Below are 25,844 nucleotides of genomic sequence, written 5' to 3' on the forward strand. Positions count from 1 at the left end.
ACAAAGATACATAAAAGTTCAAATAAATTCCCATTTATAATATATTTATCGTAATTTTGTCACCGTAAGCGTATTGCCACACGCCCGCATAGATTCGATCATACACACATTTATACGGCTGCGCGTGTGCACAACGTCACAAGAAAAGTTGCAAATCAAAACATAATTAATCTATGGACAAAAACAACGGATTGCTGGCCAAAGACGGTGTCAGCTTCTTAATCCCGTTCGTACTCATCACATCGTGCTTCGCACTATGGGGCTTTGCCAACGACATAACAGGGCCGATGGTAAAGGCGTTTTCAAAAATCTTCCGCATGAGCGTCACCGAGGGGGCGCTGGTTCAGGTGGCGTTCTATCTGGGTTATTTCGTGATGGCATTTCCGGCAGCGCTGTTCATTCAGCGCTACTCGTTCAAGGCGGGTGTGCTCACCGGTCTGACACTCTACACCGCAGGTGCACTGATGTTCATCCCGGCACAAGCCGTCGGCATGTACTACCCGTTTCTCCTCGCCTATTTCATCATGACGTGCGGACTTTCTTTTCTCGAGACAAGCTGCAATCCCTACATCTACTGCATGGGTAGCGAGGATACAGCCACACAGCGCCTCAACCTCGCACAAGCCTTCAACCCAATGGGAGCATTGGCCGGCATGTTTGTGGCCATGCAATATGTACAGGCCAGGATGAGCCCTATGGACTCCGCGGCACGTGCCGAACTTTCAGACACACAGTTTGACATGGTCAAGAACCACGACCTCGAAGTGCTCATACAGCCATACATCTTCATCGGGGCCGTGGTGATACTGCTGCTCGTGCTCATCAGGCTGATGAAAATGCCGAAAGCGGGCGATACGCGCTCAAAGAAAAGCCTGCGCACAGCACTCGGCGAACTGGTAAAAATAAAGAATTATCGCGAGGGGGTCATCGCCCAATTCTTCTACGTGGGCGTACAAGTGATGTGCTGGACATTCATCATCCAGTACGGAACACGTGTGTTCATGGACGAAGGCATGGACGAGCGCGGCGCCGAGATTCTGTCTCAGAAATACAATATCCTTGCCATGGTATTCTTCACGTTCAGCCGCTTTATCTGTACATGGTTCCTCAAATATCTTCAGCCGGGCCGCCTGCTCTCCATACTGGCTGTCTGCGGTGCAGTGGCTGTGTGCGGTGCAATCCTTTTCACCGACCGTAACGGCGTATACTGTCTCGTGGCCGTAAGCGCCTGCATGTCACTGATGTTCCCGACTATCTATGGGATAGCCCTGCGCGGACTGGGCGACAATGTCAAATTCGGCGGAGCCGGACTGATAATGTCCATCCTCGGCGGCTCGGTATTCCCACCGCTTCAAGCGGCGCTCATCGACTCTGGAATATCTTTCTGTGGTCTGCCTTCGACAAACATCTCTTTCATCATACCGCTTATATGTTTCGTCGTGATTGCCACATACGGGCACAGAGCGTATGTAAGGCACAACATCACTCACGATTACAATTCGTAGACCGGAACAGACACGGCGACATACCGGACGGACGCACTAATGTAAATCCATGGCAGACTATACATTGCGTCCGTCCATGCCATGTCGTGCAAAATCCGTATTGTTGTCATTCTGGTACAAGGCCGTTGAACTGACAGTACAAAGCCGCTGAACTGACAGTACAAGGCCGCTGAACTGACAGTACAAGGCCGCTGAACTGACAGTACAAGGCCGTTGAACCGACAGTACAAGGCCGTTGAACCGACAGTACAAGGCCGTTGAACCGGCACCATGTCACCGTACGATATTGTCTGTACTTATTTAGCGGCCCGCAAATCCTACTGTTGCCTTACTGAGCAGGGGTATATCTGGAAATCGCGAATCCGCCCGCAATATATAAGTTAGTCAACAAAATCAATACGTATAATATGTTTTCTGACTTTAAATTCATTGCGGAATTATTTAAATTAATTTTGTTGACTAACTTAAAAACAAAACTGCAACAGGAACATTATCCCAAACCGGAATAATCATCCTGTTGCAGTTCGCTATTCAGCTTTAGATTCTATTTCTCTTCCGATAATTTTGACGCCTTATCGTTCTTTTTTCTCCAACCGATGACAATCATCAGTATTATCACAGCCAAAAGCACGGCGTAGGCTGTGTAAGCGATGGTCTCAGTGGTGTCTACCGTCTTGGGGAAGAACGACAGTTCAACCTTGTGGCTGCCCGGCTCTACACGGATGGCACGCAAGATGTAGTTGACACGGCCCACGGGCACCTCCTTACCGTCGACTGTAGCCGTCCAACCCGGATAATAGACCTCGGAGAACACTATCACACCACCCTTGGCCGACGCCACGTCGTAGGTAAGACGGTTGGCATCATACGACGTTATGCTGACAATACTCGTACTGTCCTGGGCCACACTCTGCCCTATCACATCGCTGAAACGGTTGTCGGCTACTGCCTCATGACGCAAACTGAGTGTACCGATCATGTCAATCTCGGCATTGGCATTGTCCACATAATGAATCTGGTCGACAAACCACGCATTGCCGTATACATACGGATTCTGAACGGGTACGGTCTGTCCGCCCTGCATTGGCAATATGAAGTATTTGGCATTGAGCATGTTGAGCACTGGGAAAATGGAGTCGCCGTTCACCTGCGTCATGTCGCCTCCAGCCTCGGCCACAGCTCCGTATATGTTCTTCATCTCAGGTGAGATGTACCTCTCGACCATCTCCTGATAACGGCGCAGCTTGGCCGGATGGTAACCGCCGATGCTCTTCAGGTAATATGAAGTCTCATTCTCGTTGAAAGTATTTGTAGCAAGATTAAGCACACGATAGTCGAGCGACTTGTCCTGCAATATCCTGTCCTCGGTGGCTGTCTTGGTTATCGGAGTCTCGCGCACACTCTTCTCTACAAACATGCTGTCATTGAGATAACGCTTGTTCACCTGCCACATGTCGACGAGACAGAGCACAATCATCGCACCTACCATATAGGATGCCCTAAGTTTCCCGGCCTTATAGAACAACAAAAGCAACGTGCCTATGACAATGATTGTCAACGAACGCCAGCAGTCGGCCGTGAATACAGCCTTGCGCATCTCTGTGAGATTTGACAGCAGAGGCTGAATATGCTCCGAAGGCAACTGACCTATAGCCTGCATCTCGGACGAAGAGACGAAACTGTCAAAGAACACTCCAGGCATCATCGCAAAAAGCAGACACACGCCCCCGGTAAGGGAGAAACTGACATATACAAACTTTATCTTACGCGTAAGCAGTTCCGGCTCGTCAACCACCTTTTTCAGCGCGAGCATGGCCAGCAACGGGATAGTGAACTCGGCAATGACAAGTATCGACGCTACCGTACGGAATTTGGAATACATCGGCATATAGTCGATGAACAGGTCGGTAAACCACATCATGTTGTGCCCCCACGACAGCATCACGGACAGGACCGTGGCCGCAAGCAAAGCCCACTTCAACGGTCCTTTCACTATGAACAGACCGAGCACAAAGAGCATCATAACAAAGGCACCAACATATACAGGACCGCTCGTGCCCGGTTGCTCGCCCCAGTACTGTCCGATCTGCTGGTATACCGGAAGATAGGTATTGTCGGCATGCTCCATCGCTGTCTTGCTCATGCTCAATGGCATTGAGGCCCCTCCCTTGGCATTTGGAACGAGCAATGTCCATGTCTCGTCAATGCCATAGCTCCATTGCGTGATATAGTCTCGCTCCAGTCCACTGTCGGTCTGGTTGTCCGAATTCGGCTTTACCAGTTCGCTCTTTCCGCGCATCGACTCCTTGGAGTATTCCCAAGTATGATAAAGATTGGAAATATTGATACACACACCTATCACGACACCGGCCACACACACTGCCGTAGCTTTGGCAAAGGCAGGCAGAACCTTGTTGCGCAGAGCATCGACAAAATATGCGATGACCATGAACAGCACCACAAAGAAATAGTAGTATGTCATCTGCACGTGGTTGGCATTGATTTCAAGTGCCGTAAACAATGCTGTAAGCAACAGTCCCCACAAATATTTCCCACGATAGGCCAGCACAATGCCCGCAATCATCGGCGGCAGATAGCCCAATGCCATAACTTTCCATATATGGCCTGCGGCAATGATGATAAAGAAATAGCTGCTGAAAGCCCATATCACCGAGCCGAGCACCGCCAGATGCTGACGGAAATCGAAAGCCCGCAACAAGATATAGAAACCGAGCATATACACAAATACATACCATACGTTTTCAGGCAGCCAAAGATGAAAAGCCTTACTTACACCGCCAATCACCTTGTCGCTATTGTACGACGGAGCTATCTGATAAGTGGGCATGCCGCAGAAAAGCGAGTTGGTCCAGCGGGTACGCTCTCCGGTACGCTCCAGATATTCTGACTGCTCCTGCCCCATTCCACGTCCGGCCGACGAGTCGTGACGGTAGAGGATGCGACCCTCGATGTCAGCCGGGAAGAAATAGGCAAACGAAAGCACCGCAAATAACAGCACTGCCAACACATCGGGCAGGCATTGTTTCCATGTTCTCATAAGTTGATATATAAACGTTTATAAAATTTTCCGAATGCAACGATAATGCAAATCGAGAGCAGAATCTCCAAACTCGTCTGGAAGTTATGCCGAGATGCAGCTTATCTTCTGCAAAGATAGGGAATAATTGTGAATTAACTATTAAAAAACTAATAATTCATAATTATTCCATAACTTTGCACACACAAAACAATAATTATATGAAGATAGGAATCATCATAGCCATGGACAAGGAATTCGACCGAATCAGCGCAATGCTCGACAATACGGCCGAAACGATCCACGGAGGACGACGATACGTCACCGGAACAATGGGACACAACACCATCATACTCCACCAATGCGGCATCGGCAAAGTGAATGCCGCCGCCGGAACCACCGACATGATCGGCACCTTCGCCCCCGATGCCGTAATATCAACAGGCGTGGCCGGTGGCGCATCGACAGAACTGCAGGTACAGGAGGTGGTGGCTGCAAGCCAGACATGCTATCATGATGCCTATTGCGGAAGCGAGGTGGCCTACGGACAGATAATCGGTCTTCCGGCACGCTTCGAGGCCGACGCGCGGCTGCTCGACTGCGCCACATCGATAGACTGCGGAACAAAGATACACACAGGACTTACAGTAACAGGAGACTGGTTTGTGGACTCACGCGAGAAGATGAGCCAAATCATTGACCGCTTCCCCGAAGCTATGGCTGTGGACATGGAGTCAGCGGCAATAGCACACGTGTGCCATCAGCGTGGGGTGGCATTCATCAGCTTCCGGATCATCAGCGACATTCCTCTGAGCGACCATAAGGCACAGCAGTATTTCAACTTTTGGGACACCATGGCCGACCGCTCGTTTCACGTAACAAAAGCTTTTCTTGAAAACATACAGGACAAATGAACAAGATTCCAAGTTTCACAATCGACCACAATCGCCTGCTCCGCGGCATATACGTATCACGCAAGGACAACGTTGCAGACGAAGTAATCACTACATTCGACATCCGCATGAAGGAACCAAACCGTGAGCCTGCCATGCACCCCGGAGCGCTGCACACCATTGAACATCTGGCGGCAACCTATCTGCGCAACGATCCGGAATGGAAAGACCGCATCGTATACTGGGGACCAATGGGATGCCTCACCGGCAATTACCTGTTGCTGCGCGGTGACTTTACGAGCCGTGACATCGTTGAACTGATGCGCCGCACATTCCGGTTCATAGCAGAATTTGAGGGCGACATACCCGGTGCGGCTCCGCGCGACTGCGGCAACTGGCTGCTCCACGACCTGCCCATGGCCCGCTGGGAGGCATGCAAATACCTCTACGAAGTGCTCGACTGTATAAAGGAAGAGAACCTTGTTTATCCGGAGTAATCTCCATGGTATGTCGAAATCGAACTATCATTTTGCTAATATTGTAAAATACAGACATTAAAGACCAACAATTTCCTGTAATAGCCAAGAATGGCAATCTTTTCGTTATAACATGAATTGTTGAATAATCAAACCCGACATTTCAAACCAAAGAACTGCATCATTTAGAGAAAAACAAAAAACTATAATTATAATATTTTCATAGTCAAACAATTACATAGTTTGAAGAAAAATACCTAACTTTGCATTATATAATGGTATCCATGGAAGTTAGCAAGTTCTGATATTGTGCTTATCGGATTAAAGCATTATAATAAGAAACGAAAAGTATAGGAATCCTATAAAATTATCGATATGATAGAAAGAATAGAAATATTTAACTACAAGTCAATAAAAAATGCACATATTGACTTGACAAAACTAAATATTCTTATCGGTGCAAATGGCGCAGGTAAAAGCAATTTTATATCATTCTTTGAGCTGACACAACATTTGCTTAATCAACGTCTGGGCCGCTATATGCTAGAACATGGTGGAATAGACTCTATGCTGTATCATGGACGTAAAGAATCAGACAGCATATCTTCCTTAATTGATTTTGAAAACAGAAACGCTTTCACTTTTAAATTAAGACCTACAGCCGGCCCAAAGGCATATATTGAATATACAAGAGACTATTTTAACAACAAAGGTCTATCAGACAAGCAATATCAAGACAGCTGGCATCCATGCAATTGGGATTCTAATGTAGAGGAATCAGAAATTCTCAACAAGCCACAGTGGAGAGCAGAATATATTCGTGTTTTTTTACATAGTTTCACCGTTTATCACTTTCATGACACAAGTTTGTCTTCACCTATGCGTCATCCTTCAAGGGTGGGTGACAACGAATTCATGCGACATGACGGATCTAATATAGCGGCCTATTTATATCGGCTGAAAGATAAAGATGAAACAACTTACAATCTTATTGAAAGTACCATACGCTCCATAGCACCATACTTTAAAAGGTTCAAATTGATTCCTAATAAAAATATGGAAGGGTTTATCTCCTTGGAATGGGAAGAAAAAGATTCAGACATGTATTTGGACGCAACCAACCTATCTGACGGCACACTGCGCTTTATTGCTCTGGCAACCCTATTACTTCAACCTAATTTGCCACATACTATAATAATTGATGAGCCGGAACTTGGATTACATCCGGCTGCTATCAACAAACTCGGAGCATTAATAAAAAGAGCCTCGGCAAAAAACCAACTCATTATTGCAACACAATCAATTGAACTTATCAACAATTTCTCTATTGATGATTTAATCATTGTAGAAAGAAACAACAATCAATCCACATTCTCACGACTCAATGAAGAGGACTTCTCTAATTGGCGTGAAGAATATTCTGTTGGTGAGTTATGGGAAAAGAATGTAATCGGAGGAAGGCCATGAAAAAAAGACTCTACATCGTAGTTGAAGGTCAGAGCGAAGAGGAATTTGTAAATAGCTTGCTTGCTCCATACTTCCTGTCGTACGACATTTATATCTTTCCTATGATTATACATACAAGTAAAGGACACAAAGGAGGATTTGTAAATTATCATCATCTGAAAAATGACATCAATAAGCTATTGTCTTCTCAAGGAAAGGATGCCGTTGTGACAACATTTTTTGATTTCTTCCGTTGTCCAGAACTACCTTACAAAGAAAAATGGTCTGATATTCCTGACCATACCAAACGTGTGACGGAAATGGAAGCTGCGTTAAACAAAGACATTCAGGATTTTAGATTCATACCATATATCCAACTTCATGAATTCGAAGCATTATTGTTTTCTTCAGGAGATGGGTTCAAAAAATATTTCGATGAAAAAACAAATAAAACTCTTCAAGACATTATTGATTTATACAACAATCCGGAAGATATAAACAGTTCACCGGATAATGCCCCTTCAAAACGGTTACTACGAATTGTTCCAGAATACGATAAAGTAATATATGGAAATATAATAGCATTAGAAATAGGTATCAAAACAATACTAAACAGATGTCCAAGATTCAGGAATTGGATAGAAAAACTTATAACACACTGTAACTAACCGGCATTTTTCAATGCGAAGACACAAAGCATCTTGGCTTTGCTTCTCCGCATTGAAAAAGCATCATTACTGCTTTATCTCAAATAAATTCTATTCCTTGTTGGCCCGTTTGCGGTCGTTATGGTCGAGAATCGTCTTACGCATACGCATACTCTTTGGTGTCACCTCGACAAGTTCGTCGGCCTTGATATACTCAAGAGCCTCCTCAAGCGAAAGGATTGTGCGGGGCACGATGCGGGCCTTGTCGTCGGAGCCGCTGGCGCGGGTGTTGGTGAGCTGCTTGGCCTTAGCCACATTGATTACAAGGTCGTTGTCGTGGATATGCTCACCGACCACCTCACCGATATAAACCTCCTCGCCCGGGTCGATGAAGAACTTGCCGCGGTCCTGAAGTTTGTCTATAGAATAGGCATAGGCAGTACCCGTCTCGAGAGCAATCATAGAGCCGTTCACACGACGGGATATCTCACCCTTGTACGGCTGGTAATTCTTGAAACGGTGGGCCATGATAGCCTCGCCCTGACTGGCTGTGAGCACGTTGGTACGCAAGCCGATGATGCCGCGCGAAGGTATCTCAAACTCAATGTTGACGCGTTCGCCCTGGCTTTCCATCGAAGTCATCTCACCCTTACGGCGTGTCACCATATCAATCATCTTACTGGCAAACTCCTCGGGCACGTTGATGGTCAGTTCCTCTACCGGCTCGCAACGCTGTCCGTCAATCTCCTTGTATATAACCTGCGGCTGTCCAACCTGCAGTTCGTAACCCTCGCGGCGCATAGTCTCGATAAGCACGGAAAGATGGAGCACGCCACGGCCGCTGACAACCCACTTGTCTGTGGAATCTTCAAACTGGCTGACGCGAAGTGCAAGATTCTTCTCAAGTTCTTTCGTAAGACGGTCGTTGATGTGGCGGCTGGTGACAAACTTACCCTCGCGGCCGAAGAAAGGAGAATCGTTAATCATGAAGAGCATCGACATCGTCGGTTCATCAATAGCTATGGGCGGCAACGGTTCCGGATTTTCAAAATCACAAATGCTATCACCTATCTCGAAACGTTCAAGACCGATAATTGCGCAAATATCACCGCTTTGCACCTCAGGAGTCTTCACATGTCCCATTCCCTCAAAAGTATGCAGTTCCTTGATACGGGTCTTCTCGGCAGAGCCATCACGATGGCAGATTGTTATGTTCATGCCTTCACGAAGCACACCACGGTGCACACGCCCAACGGCTATACGACCTGTATAGCTGGAGTAGTCGAGGCTGGTGATAAGCATTTGGGGTGTTCCCTCTATGATTTTCGGAGCCGGTATCACCTCGACTATCTTGTCAAGCAAATATGTTATGTTGTCTGTAGGCTGCTTGTAGTCGGCACTCATCCATCCGTTCTTTGCCGAACCGTAAACGACGGGGAAATCAAGCTGGTCTTCCGTCGCATTGAGTGAGAACATCAAGTCGAATACCATCTCGTATACCTCCTCGGGACGACAGTTGGGTTTGTCCACCTTGTTGACCACAACTATCGGCTTCAGACCTATCTCCAAAGCTTTCTGCAACACAAAGCGTGTCTGCGGCATCGGTCCCTCGAAAGCGTCGACAAGGAGCAGACATCCGTCGGCCATGTTGAGCACGCGCTCCACCTCGCCGCCGAAATCGGAGTGTCCCGGAGTGTCGATAATGTTTATCTTCACGCCTTTCCAGTTTATGGAAACATTTTTCGACAATATAGTTATGCCTCGTTCACGCTCGAGGTCGTTGCTGTCCAAAACTTGATCACTGAGATTCTGTCCGTCACGAAAAAGATGTCCGGCCAACATCATCTTGTCCACGAGAGTAGTCTTGCCATGGTCCACGTGGGCGATAATGGCTATGTTTCTGATGTCTTGCATTTTAATTAATACCTTAAAAGTCGGGTGCAAAGTTACTGCTTTTGCTGAAGAATGAAGAATGAAGAATGAAGAATTTATCACAAAATATGAAATAAGGCAATCGGCAATCAACTTTTCCATACGATATGCGGAATAGACACCTGCCAACATCATACTATTATTTATTTTTGCTTCCGGTCAACCGTACTACCCTTATGCTCACCTCATAGAGAAGAAAAGCGGTACTGTGACCAAAGCGAGGGTCATCAGGTCCAGAAGAGTTCATTACAGCCGTAACAACCATTATCAACAGTTAGGAACAATTCATATAATATATTTTAAGGTGAAGTGCCGAGCTATACAAGATAGTATGCTAACGATACAAACATTGCATCATCCATGTGGACAAAGCAGATAGCTTTGAGGGTGTTGCAGAACACAGCAACACCCTCAAATGATTATACTATTCCCTCACCTCTACCGGTTAAAAGAAATAGTGCAAGGAGGCGTAGAAGCCGGCCATTGTGACAGAAGTGGAGGAGGCTTCCGAACTCCAAGGTGTCATCATGCCCCCAAAGCCTCCGGCATACAGTCCCCAATGTTTGCCTTCATAGCCCAAGCCGCCATCTATACCGATTTTCATGCCGACAGTAGATTCGAGATGATAGTAGGAGGATATAGCCTTTCCTTCTTTTTCCTGGGGCACACCAATTTCCAACGGACAGAAATCTATACCTGCCTTTACAATCCATTTGCCACGGGTAGACAACGGATTAAGGATGTATTTCGCATTACACGGTATGGTAAACAGTCCGATGCAGAAGATGTCTTCATCTATTCCCCTTTTTCTGCCGGAATAAACGGCTTTACTTTTACTGAAATCAATACCCAAACCCGTCTCGAACGCCCAGTGGCTCTCTGTATTCTTCGGTTTCAGAAGTCCGGAGAGACTCCAATACACTTCACCTGTAAAGCCAGCGTCACAATCCCATCCGTCAATGGAATACGAAGCCATGCCACCCTTCACAACAATACCTTGCTTGACGGTTTTCTCTTTCTTTACCTTACCAGATTGCGAAAAAGCTGATGTAGCCAACAGCATACAACAGAATAACAATAGTTTTTTCATAAAAGTTTTTTGAATGATTATAAAATGTTTATTTGATAAATACGTAATTACAAAACTCAGTAATTCCCCCTTTCGTTATCTTCTGCTTCCCTATCTGCATCATGTTTGCCGTCTTGATTATTCTGTCTCGGTAAAAATTCTCCCCAGGTCTGTAAGTGCAGAAATCCCCATCGGTATCATTGTATCTCACATATTTTATCACGTCATCCTTCTTGCATCCCAAGGCTTCAGCCTTACTGCCCGGTACAACATCCGATATAGTTGGATTTACGGCAAAGTTCTCGCACAACACACCCCATGTGGCTATATACTCTCCGAACATGCTCTCATGGAATGGATATTGAAGCATGTATTTGCCGAGGTGCTCTTTCACATATTCAAGAAGCCTGATTTCCGAGGTCTTGTGTTCGCTGTACGTAAGCTGCCAGATGACGGGCGGCGTGTCACTGTTCAGTTTGGAAGCCTCCAGCACCGACAGCTCCAGATAGGCATCTGCCGTCACGTTGGTGCGCATTGTGCCCGTTTCTTCCGTCCGTGTAGTAGCCTTCCCCGTATTGCCGCCCACACTCACACCCCTTATACCCAAAAAGTTGGATATGCCGATGCCGGTATCTCCGGTAGTTGTCGTGGTGGTATAGGAAGGAACGTATACCGATTCTATCTTCTGGTTAACGTCCTTGGTAAGATAGAGATAAATGTCCGGGGCGGTTGTGCTTCTCTTCAATCCCTTGGCTTTCAAATGTTCCGCAAAAACCTCCATGATGGTCTTGTCCATCAGTTGGTCGTCTCCCATCAGCCGGTAATCGAATGTGTTGAACTTAAAGAAGTCGATGTCACTGTCCGACAACAGCGATACTGTAGGCATAATTTCAGCCGACGGGTAAGTACTTGCAAGCAACTTCCCTTTTCTCTTTTTCAACGTACACTTGTATTCCTTGTTCTGCCCCATCACCTTAGTCTGATAGACGAGCATCACCTCCTCTTCCGAATCAATGATACGGTAGAAATCGCTTTCCTCCATATCTCTCGTGTCCTGACCGTTGACGGAAACTATCACCGACATGCACTTCAGATTTGTTGTCACCGGCGCAAATGTCATGTTGTTCCAAGTGTTGGTAACGGTAAGATATTCAGGGGCCCAATTCGACAGCCGTTTCACCTCTATCATGTGTTCGGCCTGGTACTGGGCAGACGACCGTAGAGTACCTGCACAGAGAAAAAGCAGCATGGACACAACGGCCTGCAAAAGCCCGAGGTGACACAAACCATGTAATGATAACCTGGCATCATACTTTGCCGTTCCGTTGCAGAGACCTGTAAATGGCATCCGCATACATGTAGCCTCTTTCGGCCTGTGATTATAAAAATGCAACATCTGTAACTATTTTTTTGTTTCTGTTTAATATATAACACTCCCAAATGTACAGACACAAAAAAGCGTGGAAATCGTGCCTGTCACCCGTTCCACGTCTTGAGGCTCTCGCATTGCCCGATGTTGTTGAACGAGCAACGCGAAACCCACGCCGATGAGTTTATATAATTATCCCTATCCCATACGTACAATACATCATCATCTACCACATGAATACAACGATGACATATACAAATATGGATATAAGGATGCCTATAAAAACATCCCATGGGCATCTACCGTTGCTATGTTCAAGACAACATCTGAAACTTGCGAGATTCCAAGACGTCAAGAACAAAGCGTCAAAGTAAACGCCTTTCTATATATAGCGACTCTCTCCCACCCTTCTGCCGCTGTCAGCATATGATCGTCACGGATTTTCCGGTCCGCTCCATAATCAAGTCCTACAGCCTGGCGTGGGCAAAACATCCTGCTCCTTATGCAAAACGACAGCGAATACGTTCACCAGCGTCTCACGGAACAAGAAGTTCCAAGAATCATCTGCAAAAATAATAAAATGTTTTGAAATCCAAGTATTTAAAAAGAAAATATTTCGCGATAAACTTTATTTCATTGCAAACAGAGTGACCGGACTGAGACAAGAGCAACAGACCGCCACTTCATCCATGTACATTCTTTTCTTAATTTTCCGCACTTCTTTTTCTTCGAAATAGAAAAGCTGCAAGACCCTCTCTGCTTTCTTGACACACATTCCGGTCTTCGTGATTTTGCCGCAGGGGCCTCCCGACACTCCCGCAACGGCACCGTTGGCCTCCAACGACGGCCTTGATACAATGCCGCGAGGCCCTCGTGGCAACCTCAGGAGGGCCTCTCTGCTTTTCTTACATGGCACCACCGTCTGCCAACAAGCGTAACACTCTGATTATCAATGCATCCTATTTCAACGCAAAAGTCGCTATTTTCGGACCATCGTCAGGAAAATGAGATTTTGTGACGAACGACGAAGTGTTTTGTCTCATTTTTTACACAATCCGACCGTCCTTGAGAACACCACACAAAAAATAATTAATCAAGAAATCAACAAAATCTTTGCCATTTAACAAATTATACACTATCTTTGCAATATTCCAACCAAAACATGTTACAATCATGAAAATCAACAACCAATACATACGTTTCGACTGGGCCGCCAAGCGTATGCTTCGCGACAAGGCAAACTTCGGTGTCCTTGAGGGACTCGTTACAGTGTTGCTGGGCGAACAGATACACATCATTGAAATACTTGAAAGCGAAGGCAATCAGGAATCGCCCGAAGACAAGTTCAACCGCGTGGACATCAAGGCCCGCAACAGCAAGGACGAGATAATAATTGTCGAGATACAGCTCACACGCGAACTGTACTACCTCGAAAGGATTCTTTACGGAGTGGCAAAGGCCATTACCGAGCATATCTCGCTCGGCGACATGTACGACAAAGTGAAGAAGGTGTACTCGATAAACATCCTCTACTTCGACCTCGGACAGGGTTCTGACTATCTGTACCACGGGCAGACCGTGTTCCGCGGAGTGCATACCAACGACACACTTACGATAAACACAAAAGAGGACAACATGATAAGGATGAAGACACCGGCGGAAATTTATCCCGAATATTTCATCATACGTGTCAACGAGTTCAACAAGGTGGCGACAACTCCGCTTGAGGAATGGCTCGACTACTTAAAGAACGGACATATAAAGGACGACACTACAGCTCCAGGCCTGCACGAGGCAAAGGAAAAGCTTAAGGTACTCACCATGACACGGCAGGATAAACTGTCGTACGAGCGCCATTTGGACGCCATCATGATACAGAACGACGTAATAAACACTGCTATGCAGGAAGGAAAAGCCGAGGGAAGAGCTGAGGGACTGATTGAAGGAATTGAAAAAGGTAAAACAGAAACAAAGATTCAACATGCAAAAATAATGAAAGACCTTGGCATTGAAACAAACAAAATTGCCACCATAACCGGATTGACAATGGAAGAAATCAAGAAATTGTGAAAGGCGGATGCCATTCTGCAACAGCAATCGTTAAAACAGGTTAATATATAATACTATTCTTAATTCTTAATTCTCAATTCTTAATTAAAAGCAGTACCTTTGCACCCACAAATCCGGAAAATCCGGTGCATTCGAAGATGTTGGCCGTTGTGATTAAGGCGGCATGCGTCTGAGATATGTAATCAAAACAACAAATTAATCATCAACAATTATGTATTTGAACATTGAGAAAAAGCAAGAGATTTTTGGAAAGCACGGTAAAGGCACAACAGACACTGGTTCGGCAGAAAGCCAGATAGCGCTGTTCACATACCGCATTTCGCATTTGACGGAGCACTTGAAGAAAAATCGCAAGGACTATGTGACAGCCCGTTCGCTGACACAACTCGTAGGAAAGCGCCGTGCACTGCTCAATTATCTCTATGACCGCGACGTTAACCGCTATCGCGCAATAATCAAGGCTTTAGGTCTGCGCAAATAAGACATTAAGTCTGAAACAAATAACAGAAAACTCCCGCAAATCAATCAGACTTGCGGGAGTTTTCTTATTTCACTGAGCGGACGCATTACGAAATCACGTTCACTCATAAGCGGATGAGGTATCTTGAGATCCGGTTCGTCAACACTGATGTCATCGTATAGTAGTATGTCGATATCTATCACACGGTCGTGGTAGCACCCGCCGGTCGACTTTTCCGTGCGTCCCAACTCGCGTTCAATAGACTGCGTAAGTTCAAGAACGGTACGCGGAGAGAATTGTGTGGTGCAACACACGGCAGCATTGACGAATCTGTTGGACGACCGGAATCCCCAAGGCTCGGTTTCATAAAAAGCAGACCGGCGCACTATCGTGCCGATCTGCTTTTCCATCAGTTCAATAGCCTTGAGCAATGTCGCCTCACGGTCACCGATGTTAGCGCCAAGACAGAAATAGACGATGTGCATATATACAACTATTATCAGTCGTCCACTATAAGAAGGGCATCACCGTAGCATCCGAACTTATATCCGTTCTTCACGGCCATATCGTAGGCCTCCATAACGATGTCGTATCCGCCGAAAGCCGCTGTTGTCATTAGCATGGTCGACTCGGAATGATAGAAATTGGATATCATACAATTAGCCATACCGAAATCGTAAGGCGGGAAAATAAACTTGTTGGTCCATCCCTCATATTCCTTCAGCAGTCCGTCGGTACCTACTGCTGTCTCCGTGGCACGCACAGTGCTCACTCCCACAGCACAGATACGATGTCCTGCCGTCTTGGCATCATTGACTGTGCGGCATGCCTCGGCACCCACAATCATCTGCTCGGAATTCATCTTGTGCTTGGTGAGATCTTCCACCTCTATGGGATCGAAGCTGCCCAATCCGCAATGAACGGTGATATAAGAGAAGTGTATGCCGCGTATCTCCATCAGCTTTAACAGTTCACGACTGAAGTGCAGCCCCGACGAAGGAGCAGTCACGGCACCCTCGTTACGTGCATAGATGGTCTGGAAATTGTCCATATCGTCCTCGTTTGCAGGACGACGGTCTATGATATATCGGGGCAGCGGTGCTTCGCCAAGAGCAAAAAGCTCGCGTTTGAATTCGTCGTGAGGACAGTCGTAAAGGAAACGGAGCGTACGCCCACGGCTCGTGGTATTGTCAATCACCTCGGCCACCATGGGACCATCCTCGTCGAAAAAGAGTTTGTTGCCGATACGAATCTTTCGCGCCGGTTCTACAAGCACATCCCAAAGACGCAGTTCCTCGTTGAGCTCACGAAGCAGGAACACCTCGATTTTGGCATCGGTCTTCTCCTTGGTGCCGTACAGACGCGCTGGAAATACCTTAGTGTCGTTGAAGATAAAGGCATCACCTTCGTCAAAATAGTTCATTATATCACGAAAACCGAGATAGACAGGCTTGCCCTCGGCGTCGGTAACGTCGTTGCCATCAGCATCTTTCTTATACATGTCGATGGTCTGACTCTTACGATGAACCACCATAAGACGGCAGCCATCACGGTTATACACTTTCTCTACTGTGCCGTCTTCATTGTCGAAAGCACGATGCGGCGGCTCCAGTGCCAACTGGGATTCCGGCAATTTAAACTTGAATTGTGACAGTTTCATAATGTATGTTTCTCCTTTCTTTATTTTTTACATTTGCAAATCCTCTATTGTCTGGGCATCAAGCCATGCCGGAAAGTCTTCGAGCGTAAGACAGTCCTCAACACGCACATCGCCAAGCCTTGTACGGCACAACGTCGTAAGGAAAGCACCGCTGCCAAGGGCCTGCCCTATGTCGCGAGCCAAAGCACGTATATACGTACCTTTGCCACACACTACACGTATGCTCATCTGCATCCGCTCACGATCGAATGAGGTCAGTTCTATCTCGTCTATCCGCAGTGTCTTGGCTTTAAGCTCCACATCCTGTCCTTTCCGTTTCAATTTATAGGCACGCTTGCCCCCCACCTTACAGGCCGAATATTCCGGCGGCACCTGTTGTATTTCGCCCACAAAGCGCGGCAACACAGATTCGATAAGCTCGCGGGTGATATGCAAAGCGGGATAAGTAAAATCTACAGTGTGCTCGCGGTCAAAACTGGGAGTGGTTGCACCGAGCTGCAACGTGGCTGTATATTCTTTGGAATGATATTGCAATGTCTCTATCTCCTTTGTCTTGCGTCCGGTGCAAAGTATCAGGACTCCGGTTGCCAACGGGTCAAGCGTACCGGCATGCCCTATCTTGATCTTGCGTCTGCCTATGCGCTGCGATATAAGCGTACGGACACGTGCCAATGCCCCGAAACTTGACATTCCGTATGGCTTGTTTATGTATATTATATCTCCTTCGGTTATGTTCATTACATTAATATTATAACATTGAGAATGCAACTGTAACCGCACCGACTATAGCACAATATATGCCAAAGTATACGAGCTTGCCTCTCTTGACAATATTAATCATCCACTTGCATGCAACACATCCCGAAACGAATGCCGCTACGAAACCGACAGCAAGAGGAAATGTATCGATGCCGCCAAAAGCGGCCTCTCCCTTCATGGCCTTCAACACGTCAAGCAGAGCTTCGCCGAGTATCGGGGGGATAACCATGAGAAACGAGAACTGGGCCAGTTTTTCCTTCTTGTTACCAAGAATTATACCTGTAGCAATAGTGCTGCCCGAACGTGACAAGCCCGGCATTACGGCACAAGCCTGAGCGATGCCTATCACCAAAGCGTCACGCCAACCGATATTGTCCTTCTGTCGCGGCTTGGCATAGTAAGAATATGTGAGCAAAAACGCCGTTACAAGCAGCATGCAGCCTACGATGAGCAATCCGGAACCGAATATATCCTCTACCTTATCCTTAAAAAAGACTCCGACAATACCGATGGGAATCATCGATATTACGATATTGAGAGCATACTTTGTCTCGTCATTCATCCTGAACTTGAACAGTCCGCGGAATATCCAGTCTATCTCACTCCAAAGTATTACAAGCGTACTAAACACGGTAGCCACATGAACAAGTACGGTAAACGTGAGATTCTCTTCTCCGTTGATACCGAAAAGATAAGAACCGATCGTCAGATGACCGCTACTGCTGACAGGAAGATACTCCGTGAGTCCCTGTATCAGGCCGAGAATAAGTGCTTCAAACCAATTCATATGACTTTTGTCTCCTCTCTCTTCTCCTCTTCAGACACGATGATATCGGTATCCTTAGGTTTGCGCACAATGGCATATATTATCGAAACAAAGCCTACAAGACATACCACTGGGGCTATCTTGATACGACGCACACTGAATATGTCCGGCTCATATGTGGTATCAGTCGACCCCGGACCGCTCATCAGAAGAAAACCAATAATTACCACAGCCATACCGACAGCAAGCAGTATGAAATTCATCCGGTCAAATGCAAAATTTCTTTTGTCCATATATCTCTATAGTTTACTTTAATATTAAAAACTGGATTTTCTTGAAAAAGCATCAAATCTTATACAACTCGCCGGCTGTCATCCTAAGGAACTTATTAACAGAAAAATAAGCACACAACAAGGTAATGACTATGCCGAAAAGAAACACCGATATGCCTGTAGCTGCTATCTCACGCCATGTAATCACCAGAAGAAGACCCGGCTCGTAAGCGTAAAGGACATAAATACCACCACCAAGAGCAATACAGGCCAAAAGTGCGGCAATCAGACCTATACCCATCGCACGGCGTAAGAACGGACGGCGTATGAATCCCCACGATGCTCCTACAAGCTTCATCGTATGGATTAGGAATCGGCGCGAATAAACACTCAGACGTACGCTGTTGCTGATAAGCGAAAACGACACGCAAGTCAACAGTACTGCCAGCACAAGCAATACCATACCCAACTTCCTGAGATTGCTGTTGACCTTGTCCATCAGGTCTTCCTGATATGCCACATCCGTAACGGCAGGATTGCGCTTCAACTCTGCTGATATCCATTTGAGTGAATCGCAGTTTGCATAGTCAGACTTCATCTGAATCTCGAGTGTGGCCACAAAAGGATTGAATCCGAGAAACTCCGACGGGTCAGATCCCATTGCAGCACATTGCTCGCGTTGCGCCTGTTCCTTGCTGATATGACTTACATGACGTGTATAAGGACGACGATAAAGCTCACGGCATAATATACGGGCCTGATTGGTGGTAACCTTGTCGCCAAGCATCACGGTAACAGTGAGATTCTCCTTGACATAAGAAGACAGATTGTGGGCTGTCAACACAGAAAACACCATAATGCCCAACAATATGAGCACCAAAGTTGTGCTTATACACAATGTCACAGCCTGCAAACCTGTACGATTGCGGGCTTTGGTTCGTCTTTTTTTCATTTCTTTTAAAAGATGTAATACACCTAATTTGCTGCAAAAGTAACAAAAAAACCAATAACAGCACTTTGATTTAACATGTATTAACCGCCATTATATTGTATTTTTGTATACCTTTGAATTGCATAAACAAAAGAACATGAGTACAGTTATATATCCATCACCTATTTTCGGTCCTGTGCACAGCCGCAGACTTGGTGTTTCTCTCGGCATTAACCTTTTGCCATCCGACGGCAAGGTATGTACATTCGACTGCATATATTGTGAATGCGGATTCAATCACAACCACATACCAACCAGACCTCTGCCGTCGCGCAAAGAGGTGGCAAAGTCCTTGGAAGAACGTCTGCGCGACATGAAACAGAACGGTCCCGCTCCAGACGTACTGACATTTGCCGGCAACGGAGAACCGACAATCCATCCCCACTTTGCAGAAATAATAGATGACACCATATGTCTGAGAGACAGGTATTTCCCCAAAGCACGGATTTCGGTACTGAGCAATGCTACACAGATTCACCGCAATGACGTGCACGACGCACTGATGCGTGTGGACAATAACATTCTAAAATTAGACACCATTGCTCCTGAATATATAAAAAGGATTGATCGGCCTACGGGAAACTATTCGGTAGAAAACACAATCGAACGTATGAAGGCATTCAACGGACACCTCATCATACAGACGATTTTTATGAAAGGAACAACAGAAGACGGTATTGATACTGACAATACCGGTAATGAATATGTTATCCCTTGGCTGAAAGTTGTGAAAGAAATCGCTCCGGAAAGCGTTATGATATATACTATAGACCGTGAGACACCGACACATGGATTGACAAAAGCCTCACCCGAAGAACTTGACAACATACGCGACCGGGTGATAGCGGCAGGCATACCGTGCACAGCATCATATTAACAACGTTTTCGTCAAGCCAAATGAGCAGAACGATACTTGTCTCAGCTATGCCATAGCGAGATAATGCGCATGAATATGAACATTAATATAGCCCAAAGGCATGACAATAAAAAAACGCGGATCGCACGAGCATCTACATCTCGTGCAATCCGAGTTTCATATTGCCTCATGTAAACGGCTGCAATTATTACAGGCCTACATTTTCCCTATAATACCAAGTTGGGTGCCCTGTATGAACTTGATGATAGTACGTACCTCATCACCATCCGGAACCTGTTGCTCTATCTGCTTTACAGCATCAAAGACCGAAGTCTGCCCATGGAACACAAGACGATATGCATTGGCAATATGTCCCTGCACTTTTTCACTCACCTTATGGTTCTCAAGGGTGAGTTTGTTGACACCTCCGTACTGCACAGGATTGCCGCAAGCCACGATGTACGGCGGCACATCCTTACTGATACGGCAACCACTCGATATCATCGCCGATGTACCGATGCGCACCTTAGGGTTTATGATGACACTTGACGACAGGATTACACGATTATTGATTTCGCAGTCTCCAGCTATCTTCACACCGTATCCGAACACACAAGCATCGGTAATCTTTGTATCATGCGATATGTGCACTCCTTCCATGAGGAAGTTGCGGTTGCCGATTACGGTCTGCCCGCTGCTGAACGTGGCACGGTTGATAACCACATTCTCACGTATGGTATTGTCATCACCGATTATCAGCGATGTATCGTCGCCCTTGTAATAAAAATCCTGAGGCATAGCTCCAAGCACCGTGTTCTGGAACACCTTGTTGTTCCGACCGAGACGCGTACCCTTCATTATGCTCACGTATGGGAATATGACGCAGTTGTCGCCAATTTCCACATCGTCCTCTATATATGCGAAAGGATAGATGGTGACATTCTTGCCAATCTTCGCTTTCGGACTGATTTCTGCTTTTTCGCTTATCATAAGTCTTTCTTTTATTTACTTAATTCCTTCCTCCGCCAAGAGCACTGTACAGACTAACAACAGCCTGCATCTTACTGAAATCATCGGCTGCCTTGGACAACTCAGCATTAAGCAGGTTTGTCTGTGCACTGATAACCTCGAGATATGTGCTGCCACTGCTAATGTACAGTTGCTTTGTATCCTCAACGTTTTTCTTCAACACCTCAATCTGCTTGGCCTCAAGTCTCGACTTCTCATCAGATGAGTTGTACTGTACAAGCGCATTACTAACCTCGCTACCAGCCTTCAGTATTGCATTCTGCCAGTCGTTATATGCCTGCTCCTGCTGTGCCTTGGCCACCTTCAGACCGGCTATCAACTGACCGCGTTGGAATATAGGCTGCACCAGACTGCCGACTGCCGACAACAACCACTTTCCGGGATTGACAATCCCCATGCCACCATTATTAGTGTATGCACCGGTGCCACTGATGGTTATATTGGGATAGAATCGGCTGCGTGCCGTCTCTGTGTCATAGAAACACTGAGCGAGCTTCATCTCGGCGGCATGAACATCGGGGCGGTTGTTGAGCATCTGTATAGCCACACCGGTACTCAACTCTGTCGGTAGCGACTGAGCGTCAAGTTTGCCACGGGCTATCGTCTGCGCGGGCTGTCCGAGCAACAGCGAAAGCGAGTTTTCAATCTCACGGACCTGACGACGCAGATCGGATGCCTGGGCTTGTACTGAGTAATAGTTGGCCTCAGCCGACTGGACACTCGTTGAACGTGCACGTCCCAACTCCATCTGAAGTTTCATCATTTCCCAAGTCTCCTTTGTCAAACCCTCCATATCTGTAACTATCTCCAACTGACGGTCAAGCATCAGAAGTGTATAGTACATATTGGCAATGCCGGCTATCACATTGCTTCGCACTGCCATCTGATAGTCCTTTGTTGCCAAAAGAGCTACCTGCGCACTGCGTTTCTGCGAAAGCAGATTGCCGAACAGGTCGAGATTCCAGCTTGCCGTCACAGGCAATGAGTATGTCTTGGTCGGCGTATGTCCGTCCCATGAGGAAAGTGTTCCCTGCGGTGAGAACGTGAACGACGGTACGAAAGCCAGTCTGGCAGCCATCAGCTGAGCCTTAATCATTTTGACATTGAGTGCTGCGTTGAGCAAATCGGGGTTGTTCGCCAGTCCTGTCTCAATGAGGCTCTGTAACTGCGGGTCTGTAAAAACACTACGCCACGGCATATTGCCAAAGCTCGTGGTATCAGTGACGGCCAACGTATCTGTAAGTGAATTTACATCTCGCACCAACCCTGTGGTGTTCACATCTGGACGATCATATTTGTTGTAGAGTCCGCAGCTGCCCAAAAGCAGCGATGCGGACATTATCATAATCAGTTTCTTCATATCAGTCTTCATTATTTTTGCAACTCTACAGGACGCGTATACTGCATGAGTTCCGTGTCTATCTGTGCATTATCATCTGCAAATTCAAGCGGCTTTATCTTCTCCTGAATCTTCTGGAAGATGAAGAAGAGGGCAGGAACGACCATAATCTGGCAAAGCATACCGATAAGCATGCCGCCTACGGCAGCAGCACCCAATGTCATATTACCATTGTAACCTACACCCATAGGAACGAGCAACGGCAACAGACCGATAATCATGGCCAACGATGTCATCAGAATCGGACGCAGACGGGCTGCAGCACCAAGCACAGCAGACCATGATATGGCCATACCCGTACGACGGCGTTCAAGGGCGAACTCGACGATAAGGATGGCGTTCTTGGCTAACAGACCGATAAGCATGATGAGGGCGATCTGCATGTAAATGTCGTTCTGGTTCTTGAACAATATAGTGAACAGGAATGCTCCCGCCAGACCGAACGGAATGGAGAGGATAACAGCAAGCGGCAGTACATAGCTCTCGTACTGTGCCGACAGAATAAGATATACGAACGTCAGACAGAGCGCGAAGATGATAGCCGTAGAATTGCTTGACTCTTGCTCTGAACGTGTCAGACCGGAGAATTCATAAGAATAACCGTCCGGCAGGTTTGTAGCTGCCACTTCCTCCATAGCTTTAATGACGTCACCGGTAGAATATCCGTCAGCTGGAGATGCATTGACGTTGATAGAAGTGAACAGGTTGAAACGGTCAATCTCCTGTGGAGCATATATCTTCGTAAGGTTCACATACTCATTGATAGGACTCATACCTTTGTTAGTACGCACATAAATGTTGTTAAGACTCTTCAAGTCGCCACGGAACTCATACGAAGCCTGTATCATCACACGGTAAAGTTTACCATAGCTGTTGAAGTTAGAAGCATATAGACCACCAAAATAGCCCTGCATCGTTGTAAGAACCACCGACGGGTCTATACCGCTCTGTTTACACTTGGCCACATCAACATCCATCATATACTGCGGGTACTTCGAGTTATACTGAGTCATCGCACTGGACACTTCCGGGCGCTTGTTGAGTTCACCGAGGAACTTCTGTGTCACGTCGAAGAACTTGTTCACATCGCCACCGGTACGGTCCTGCATGGAGAATGTCAGACCGTTGGTTGCCGAGAATCCCTGCACCATAGGCGGTTGGAAAGCCAATATCTGTGCGTCCTTGATGGCGGCAGTCTGCTTGTAAATCATGCCAAGCACCATCTTAGAGCCGAGATTGTGTACACCTATAAGTTTCAGTGGACCTTCCGCACCGTTACGTTCCTCAAAGCTCTTCAGTTTCACGATGAACGTACCCTGGTTAGAGCCCTGACCACCGATGAAACTGTACCCCGTGATACGCAACGTACTCTGCACGGCCGGGTTGGACTTCAGCATGTTGTCCACACGGTTCATCACCTCATCTGTCCTGTTAAGACTCGTACCGGGATTAGTGGCTACCGTAACAAACAATGTTCCAGTATCTTCATCCGGTACAAGACCGGTACGGGTATTGGCCATCATAACTCCCATTGCCGTTATACCGACAATAACAGAAACTACTGCTATTATAGGACGCTCCACAACACGGCGCACACCACTCTGATATTTCTTCAGAACCTTGTCGTACGAAGCATTGAACGCCGTATGGAATCTGTCTATTACCGACATCTTGCGCACCGAGCCATCCTCATTGTGAGGTTTCAGCAATATGGCACAAAGTGCGGGAGACAGCGTCAGAGCGTTAAGAGCCGAGATAACGATAGATATAGCCATCGTCACACCAAACTCACGATAGAAAGTTCCGCTCGTTCCTCCAAGGAATGACACAGGCACAAACACAGCCGACATCACAAGTGTAATGGAAATGATGGCTCCAGATATCTCATTCATGGCATCCTTCGAAGCCAGAGTCGTGTTCTTGTATCCAAGGTCGAGCTTGGCGTGAACAGCTTCGACCACCACTATGGCATCGTCCACCACTATGGCGATGGCAAGCACAAGAGCAGCCAGCGTCAGCAGGTTAAGCGAGAAACCGAACACATAGAGGAAGAAGAATGTACCCACCAACGACACAGGCACCGCTATAAGCGGGATAAGTGTAGAGCGAAAATCCTGCAAGAAGATATACACAACGATGAACACAAGTATAAAAGCCTCGACAAGCGTCTTGATAAGTTCATGTATAGACGCGTCAAGAAACTCCGTGACATCCTGCATTATCTTCACCTCCACTCCAGGAGGCAACGTCTTCCCGGCTTCGGCCAACACTGCTTTCACATCGTCAGCAATCTGCGTGGCGTTACTGCCGGCCATCTGCGTTACCATCATCATTATAGACGGTTTGCCGTCAACAGCCTGTTTGAACGAATAATACAGACCACCCAGTTCTACATTGGCAACATCCTTCACACGCACCGTCTGACCGTCGGTGTCGCTCGTAATGATCATTTCAGAAAATTCCTCCGGGGTTTTCAGACGTCCTTTATACCGGATGGTATACTCATACTGGTTGTCTGTCTGTTCACCGAATTTACCTGGAGCAGCCTCTATGTTCTGCTGAGCAAGAATACCGGTGATGTCACCCGGCATAAGATTATGGTTCTTCATCTTCACCGGGTCAAGCCACAGACGCATCGTATACGACTGCAAGCCCATTGCCTGACACTCACCTACACCGTTAACACGCTTGATGGCAGGGATGATGTTGATGTCGGCATAGTTGCCGAGGAACTGATTGTCATATTTCTCAGGGTCACCTGTAAGTGCAAAGATCAGCACATTACTGTTTTGGCGCTTCATCACCTGCACACCGGCACGTGTAACCTCTGCCGGCAGCAGTGCCGACGCCTGCGACACACGGTTCTGCACATTCACCTGGGCCATATCGGCATTTGCTCCCTGCTTGAAATACACAGTAATGGAAGCCGAACCGTCATTGGTTGCCGATGATGTCATATAAGTCATGCCTTCCACACCGTTTATCTGTTCCTCAAGCGGCGCAATCACAGAGTTAAGTACGGTCTCGGCATTAGCACCACTATAAGAGGCACGCACCATCACCGTTGGCGGAGCGATGTCAGGATACTGCTCGATAGGCAGCGACACCAATCCTATAAAACCCAGAATCACTGTCAGGATGGAAATCACCGTAGACAGCACCGGGCGTTCTATAAATCTATCTAACTTCATTGTCTGTCAATAAAAAT

At 46.8% G+C, this 25,844-nt stretch carries 21 protein-coding genes; 8 read left to right on the forward strand and 13 right to left on the reverse strand.

Features of this window, described 5'->3' with window-relative positions; all coding sequences use genetic code 11:
- The first annotated feature begins 173 nt into the window (after positions 1-173).
- The gene (gene fucP, locus HPS55_RS10580) at positions 174-1,505 is read left to right on the forward strand and encodes an L-fucose:H+ symporter permease (protein WP_172177249.1); all 1,332 of its coding nucleotides are present in this window, start codon (positions 174-176) and stop codon (positions 1,503-1,505) included.
- A 544-nt stretch (positions 1,506-2,049) separates the two neighbouring features.
- Here fucP and HPS55_RS10585 read toward each other — a convergent pair.
- Entirely contained in the window at positions 2,050-4,563 is a 2,514-nt protein-coding gene (locus tag HPS55_RS10585; protein WP_172177247.1) for a YfhO family protein, read from the reverse strand.
- A gap of 200 nt (positions 4,564-4,763) precedes the next feature.
- On the opposite strand from HPS55_RS10585, the gene HPS55_RS10590 reads away from it, so the two are divergent.
- The 4 genes from HPS55_RS10590 (at position 4,764) to HPS55_RS10605 (ending at position 8,025) form a co-directional block, all read left to right on the forward strand.
- A complete protein-coding gene (locus HPS55_RS10590; RefSeq protein ID WP_172177245.1) occupies positions 4,764-5,456 on the forward strand; it encodes a 5'-methylthioadenosine/adenosylhomocysteine nucleosidase in 693 nt (230 codons plus the stop codon).
- Positions 5,453-5,932 (forward strand): S-ribosylhomocysteine lyase, encoded by a 480-nt coding sequence (locus tag HPS55_RS10595; RefSeq protein ID WP_172177243.1) that lies wholly within the window; start codon positions 5,453-5,455, stop codon positions 5,930-5,932. Before HPS55_RS10590 ends, HPS55_RS10595 begins: the two co-directional genes overlap by 4 nt.
- Before the next feature lie 354 nt (positions 5,933-6,286).
- Positions 6,287-7,378 (forward strand): AAA family ATPase, encoded by a 1,092-nt coding sequence (locus HPS55_RS10600; RefSeq protein WP_172177241.1) that lies wholly within the window; start codon positions 6,287-6,289, stop codon positions 7,376-7,378.
- Positions 7,375-8,025 (forward strand): DUF4276 family protein, encoded by a 651-nt coding sequence (locus HPS55_RS10605; RefSeq protein WP_172177239.1) that lies wholly within the window; start codon positions 7,375-7,377, stop codon positions 8,023-8,025. Before HPS55_RS10600 ends, HPS55_RS10605 begins: the two co-directional genes overlap by 4 nt.
- A gap of 90 nt (positions 8,026-8,115) precedes the next feature.
- On the opposite strand, the gene typA is transcribed toward HPS55_RS10605, so the two are convergent.
- The 3 genes from typA to HPS55_RS10620 all read right to left on the reverse strand — a co-directional run bounded on the left by typA (position 8,116) and on the right by HPS55_RS10620 (position 12,359).
- Positions 8,116-9,918, reverse strand: coding sequence for a translational GTPase TypA (typA, locus tag HPS55_RS10610; protein WP_172177237.1), 1,803 nt, complete (start codon positions 9,916-9,918; stop codon positions 8,116-8,118).
- A gap of 463 nt (positions 9,919-10,381) precedes the next feature.
- Complete coding sequence (locus tag HPS55_RS10615; protein WP_172177235.1) at positions 10,382-11,026, reverse strand: hypothetical protein; 645 nt, start codon at positions 11,024-11,026, stop codon at positions 10,382-10,384.
- 28 nt (positions 11,027-11,054) lie between these two features.
- Complete coding sequence (locus HPS55_RS10620; RefSeq protein WP_172177233.1) at positions 11,055-12,359, reverse strand: DUF4136 domain-containing protein; 1,305 nt, start codon at positions 12,357-12,359, stop codon at positions 11,055-11,057.
- 1,188 nt (positions 12,360-13,547) lie between these two features.
- Between HPS55_RS10620 and HPS55_RS10625 the strand changes: the two genes are divergently transcribed.
- Together HPS55_RS10625 and rpsO are read left to right on the forward strand one after the other, a co-directional pair.
- Positions 13,548-14,444 (forward strand): Rpn family recombination-promoting nuclease/putative transposase, encoded by an 897-nt coding sequence (locus tag HPS55_RS10625; RefSeq protein WP_172177231.1) that lies wholly within the window; start codon positions 13,548-13,550, stop codon positions 14,442-14,444.
- 211 nt (positions 14,445-14,655) lie between these two features.
- Entirely contained in the window at positions 14,656-14,925 is a 270-nt protein-coding gene (gene rpsO / locus HPS55_RS10630; RefSeq protein ID WP_172177229.1) for a 30S ribosomal protein S15, read from the forward strand.
- Positions 14,926-14,969: 44 nt separating this feature from the next.
- Here the strand turns inward: rpsO and folK are convergent, their stop codons facing one another.
- Genes folK through HPS55_RS10660 form a run of 6 tightly spaced genes read right to left on the reverse strand, consistent with a single transcriptional unit; the run spans position 14,970 to position 19,313 of the window.
- Positions 14,970-15,389 (reverse strand): 2-amino-4-hydroxy-6-hydroxymethyldihydropteridine diphosphokinase, encoded by a 420-nt coding sequence (gene folK, locus HPS55_RS10635; protein WP_172177227.1) that lies wholly within the window; start codon positions 15,387-15,389, stop codon positions 14,970-14,972.
- Between the two features lie 14 nt (positions 15,390-15,403).
- Entirely contained in the window at positions 15,404-16,564 is a 1,161-nt protein-coding gene (gene queA, locus HPS55_RS10640) for a tRNA preQ1(34) S-adenosylmethionine ribosyltransferase-isomerase QueA (RefSeq protein ID WP_172177225.1), read from the reverse strand.
- A gap of 27 nt (positions 16,565-16,591) precedes the next feature.
- Complete coding sequence (truB, locus tag HPS55_RS10645) at positions 16,592-17,302, reverse strand: tRNA pseudouridine(55) synthase TruB (protein WP_172177223.1); 711 nt, start codon at positions 17,300-17,302, stop codon at positions 16,592-16,594.
- Between the two features lie 10 nt (positions 17,303-17,312).
- On the reverse strand, positions 17,313-18,110 hold the full coding sequence (locus HPS55_RS10650) for an undecaprenyl-diphosphate phosphatase (RefSeq protein ID WP_172177221.1): 798 nt from the start codon (positions 18,108-18,110) through the stop codon (positions 17,313-17,315).
- On the reverse strand, positions 18,107-18,382 hold the full coding sequence (locus HPS55_RS10655; RefSeq protein ID WP_172177219.1) for a DUF3098 domain-containing protein: 276 nt from the start codon (positions 18,380-18,382) through the stop codon (positions 18,107-18,109). The genes HPS55_RS10650 and HPS55_RS10655 overlap by 4 nt, the downstream gene beginning before the upstream one ends.
- Positions 18,383-18,434: 52 nt before the next feature.
- Positions 18,435-19,313 (reverse strand): cell division protein FtsX, encoded by an 879-nt coding sequence (locus tag HPS55_RS10660; RefSeq protein WP_172177217.1) that lies wholly within the window; start codon positions 19,311-19,313, stop codon positions 18,435-18,437.
- A 136-nt stretch (positions 19,314-19,449) separates the two neighbouring features.
- On the opposite strand from HPS55_RS10660, the gene HPS55_RS10665 reads away from it, so the two are divergent.
- Positions 19,450-20,229, forward strand: coding sequence for a radical SAM protein (locus HPS55_RS10665; RefSeq protein ID WP_172177215.1), 780 nt, complete (start codon positions 19,450-19,452; stop codon positions 20,227-20,229).
- Between the two features lie 195 nt (positions 20,230-20,424).
- Here the strand turns inward: HPS55_RS10665 and lpxA are convergent, their stop codons facing one another.
- From lpxA to HPS55_RS10680, 3 genes are read right to left on the reverse strand one after another with little or no spacing between them, the layout of a single operon-like run.
- Complete coding sequence (gene lpxA / locus HPS55_RS10670; RefSeq protein WP_172177213.1) at positions 20,425-21,198, reverse strand: acyl-ACP--UDP-N-acetylglucosamine O-acyltransferase; 774 nt, start codon at positions 21,196-21,198, stop codon at positions 20,425-20,427.
- A 19-nt stretch (positions 21,199-21,217) separates the two neighbouring features.
- Positions 21,218-22,597, reverse strand: a complete 1,380-nt coding sequence (locus HPS55_RS10675) for an efflux transporter outer membrane subunit (protein WP_172177211.1) — start codon at positions 22,595-22,597, stop codon at positions 21,218-21,220.
- Positions 22,598-22,608: 11 nt separating this feature from the next.
- Positions 22,609-25,827, reverse strand: a complete 3,219-nt coding sequence (locus HPS55_RS10680; RefSeq protein ID WP_172177209.1) for an efflux RND transporter permease subunit — start codon at positions 25,825-25,827, stop codon at positions 22,609-22,611.
- Positions 25,828-25,844: the final 17 nt, after the last annotated feature.

It is taken from the genome of Xylanibacter rodentium (assembly GCF_013166575.1).
GTDB lineage: Bacteria > Bacteroidota > Bacteroidia > Bacteroidales > Bacteroidaceae > Prevotella > Prevotella rodentium.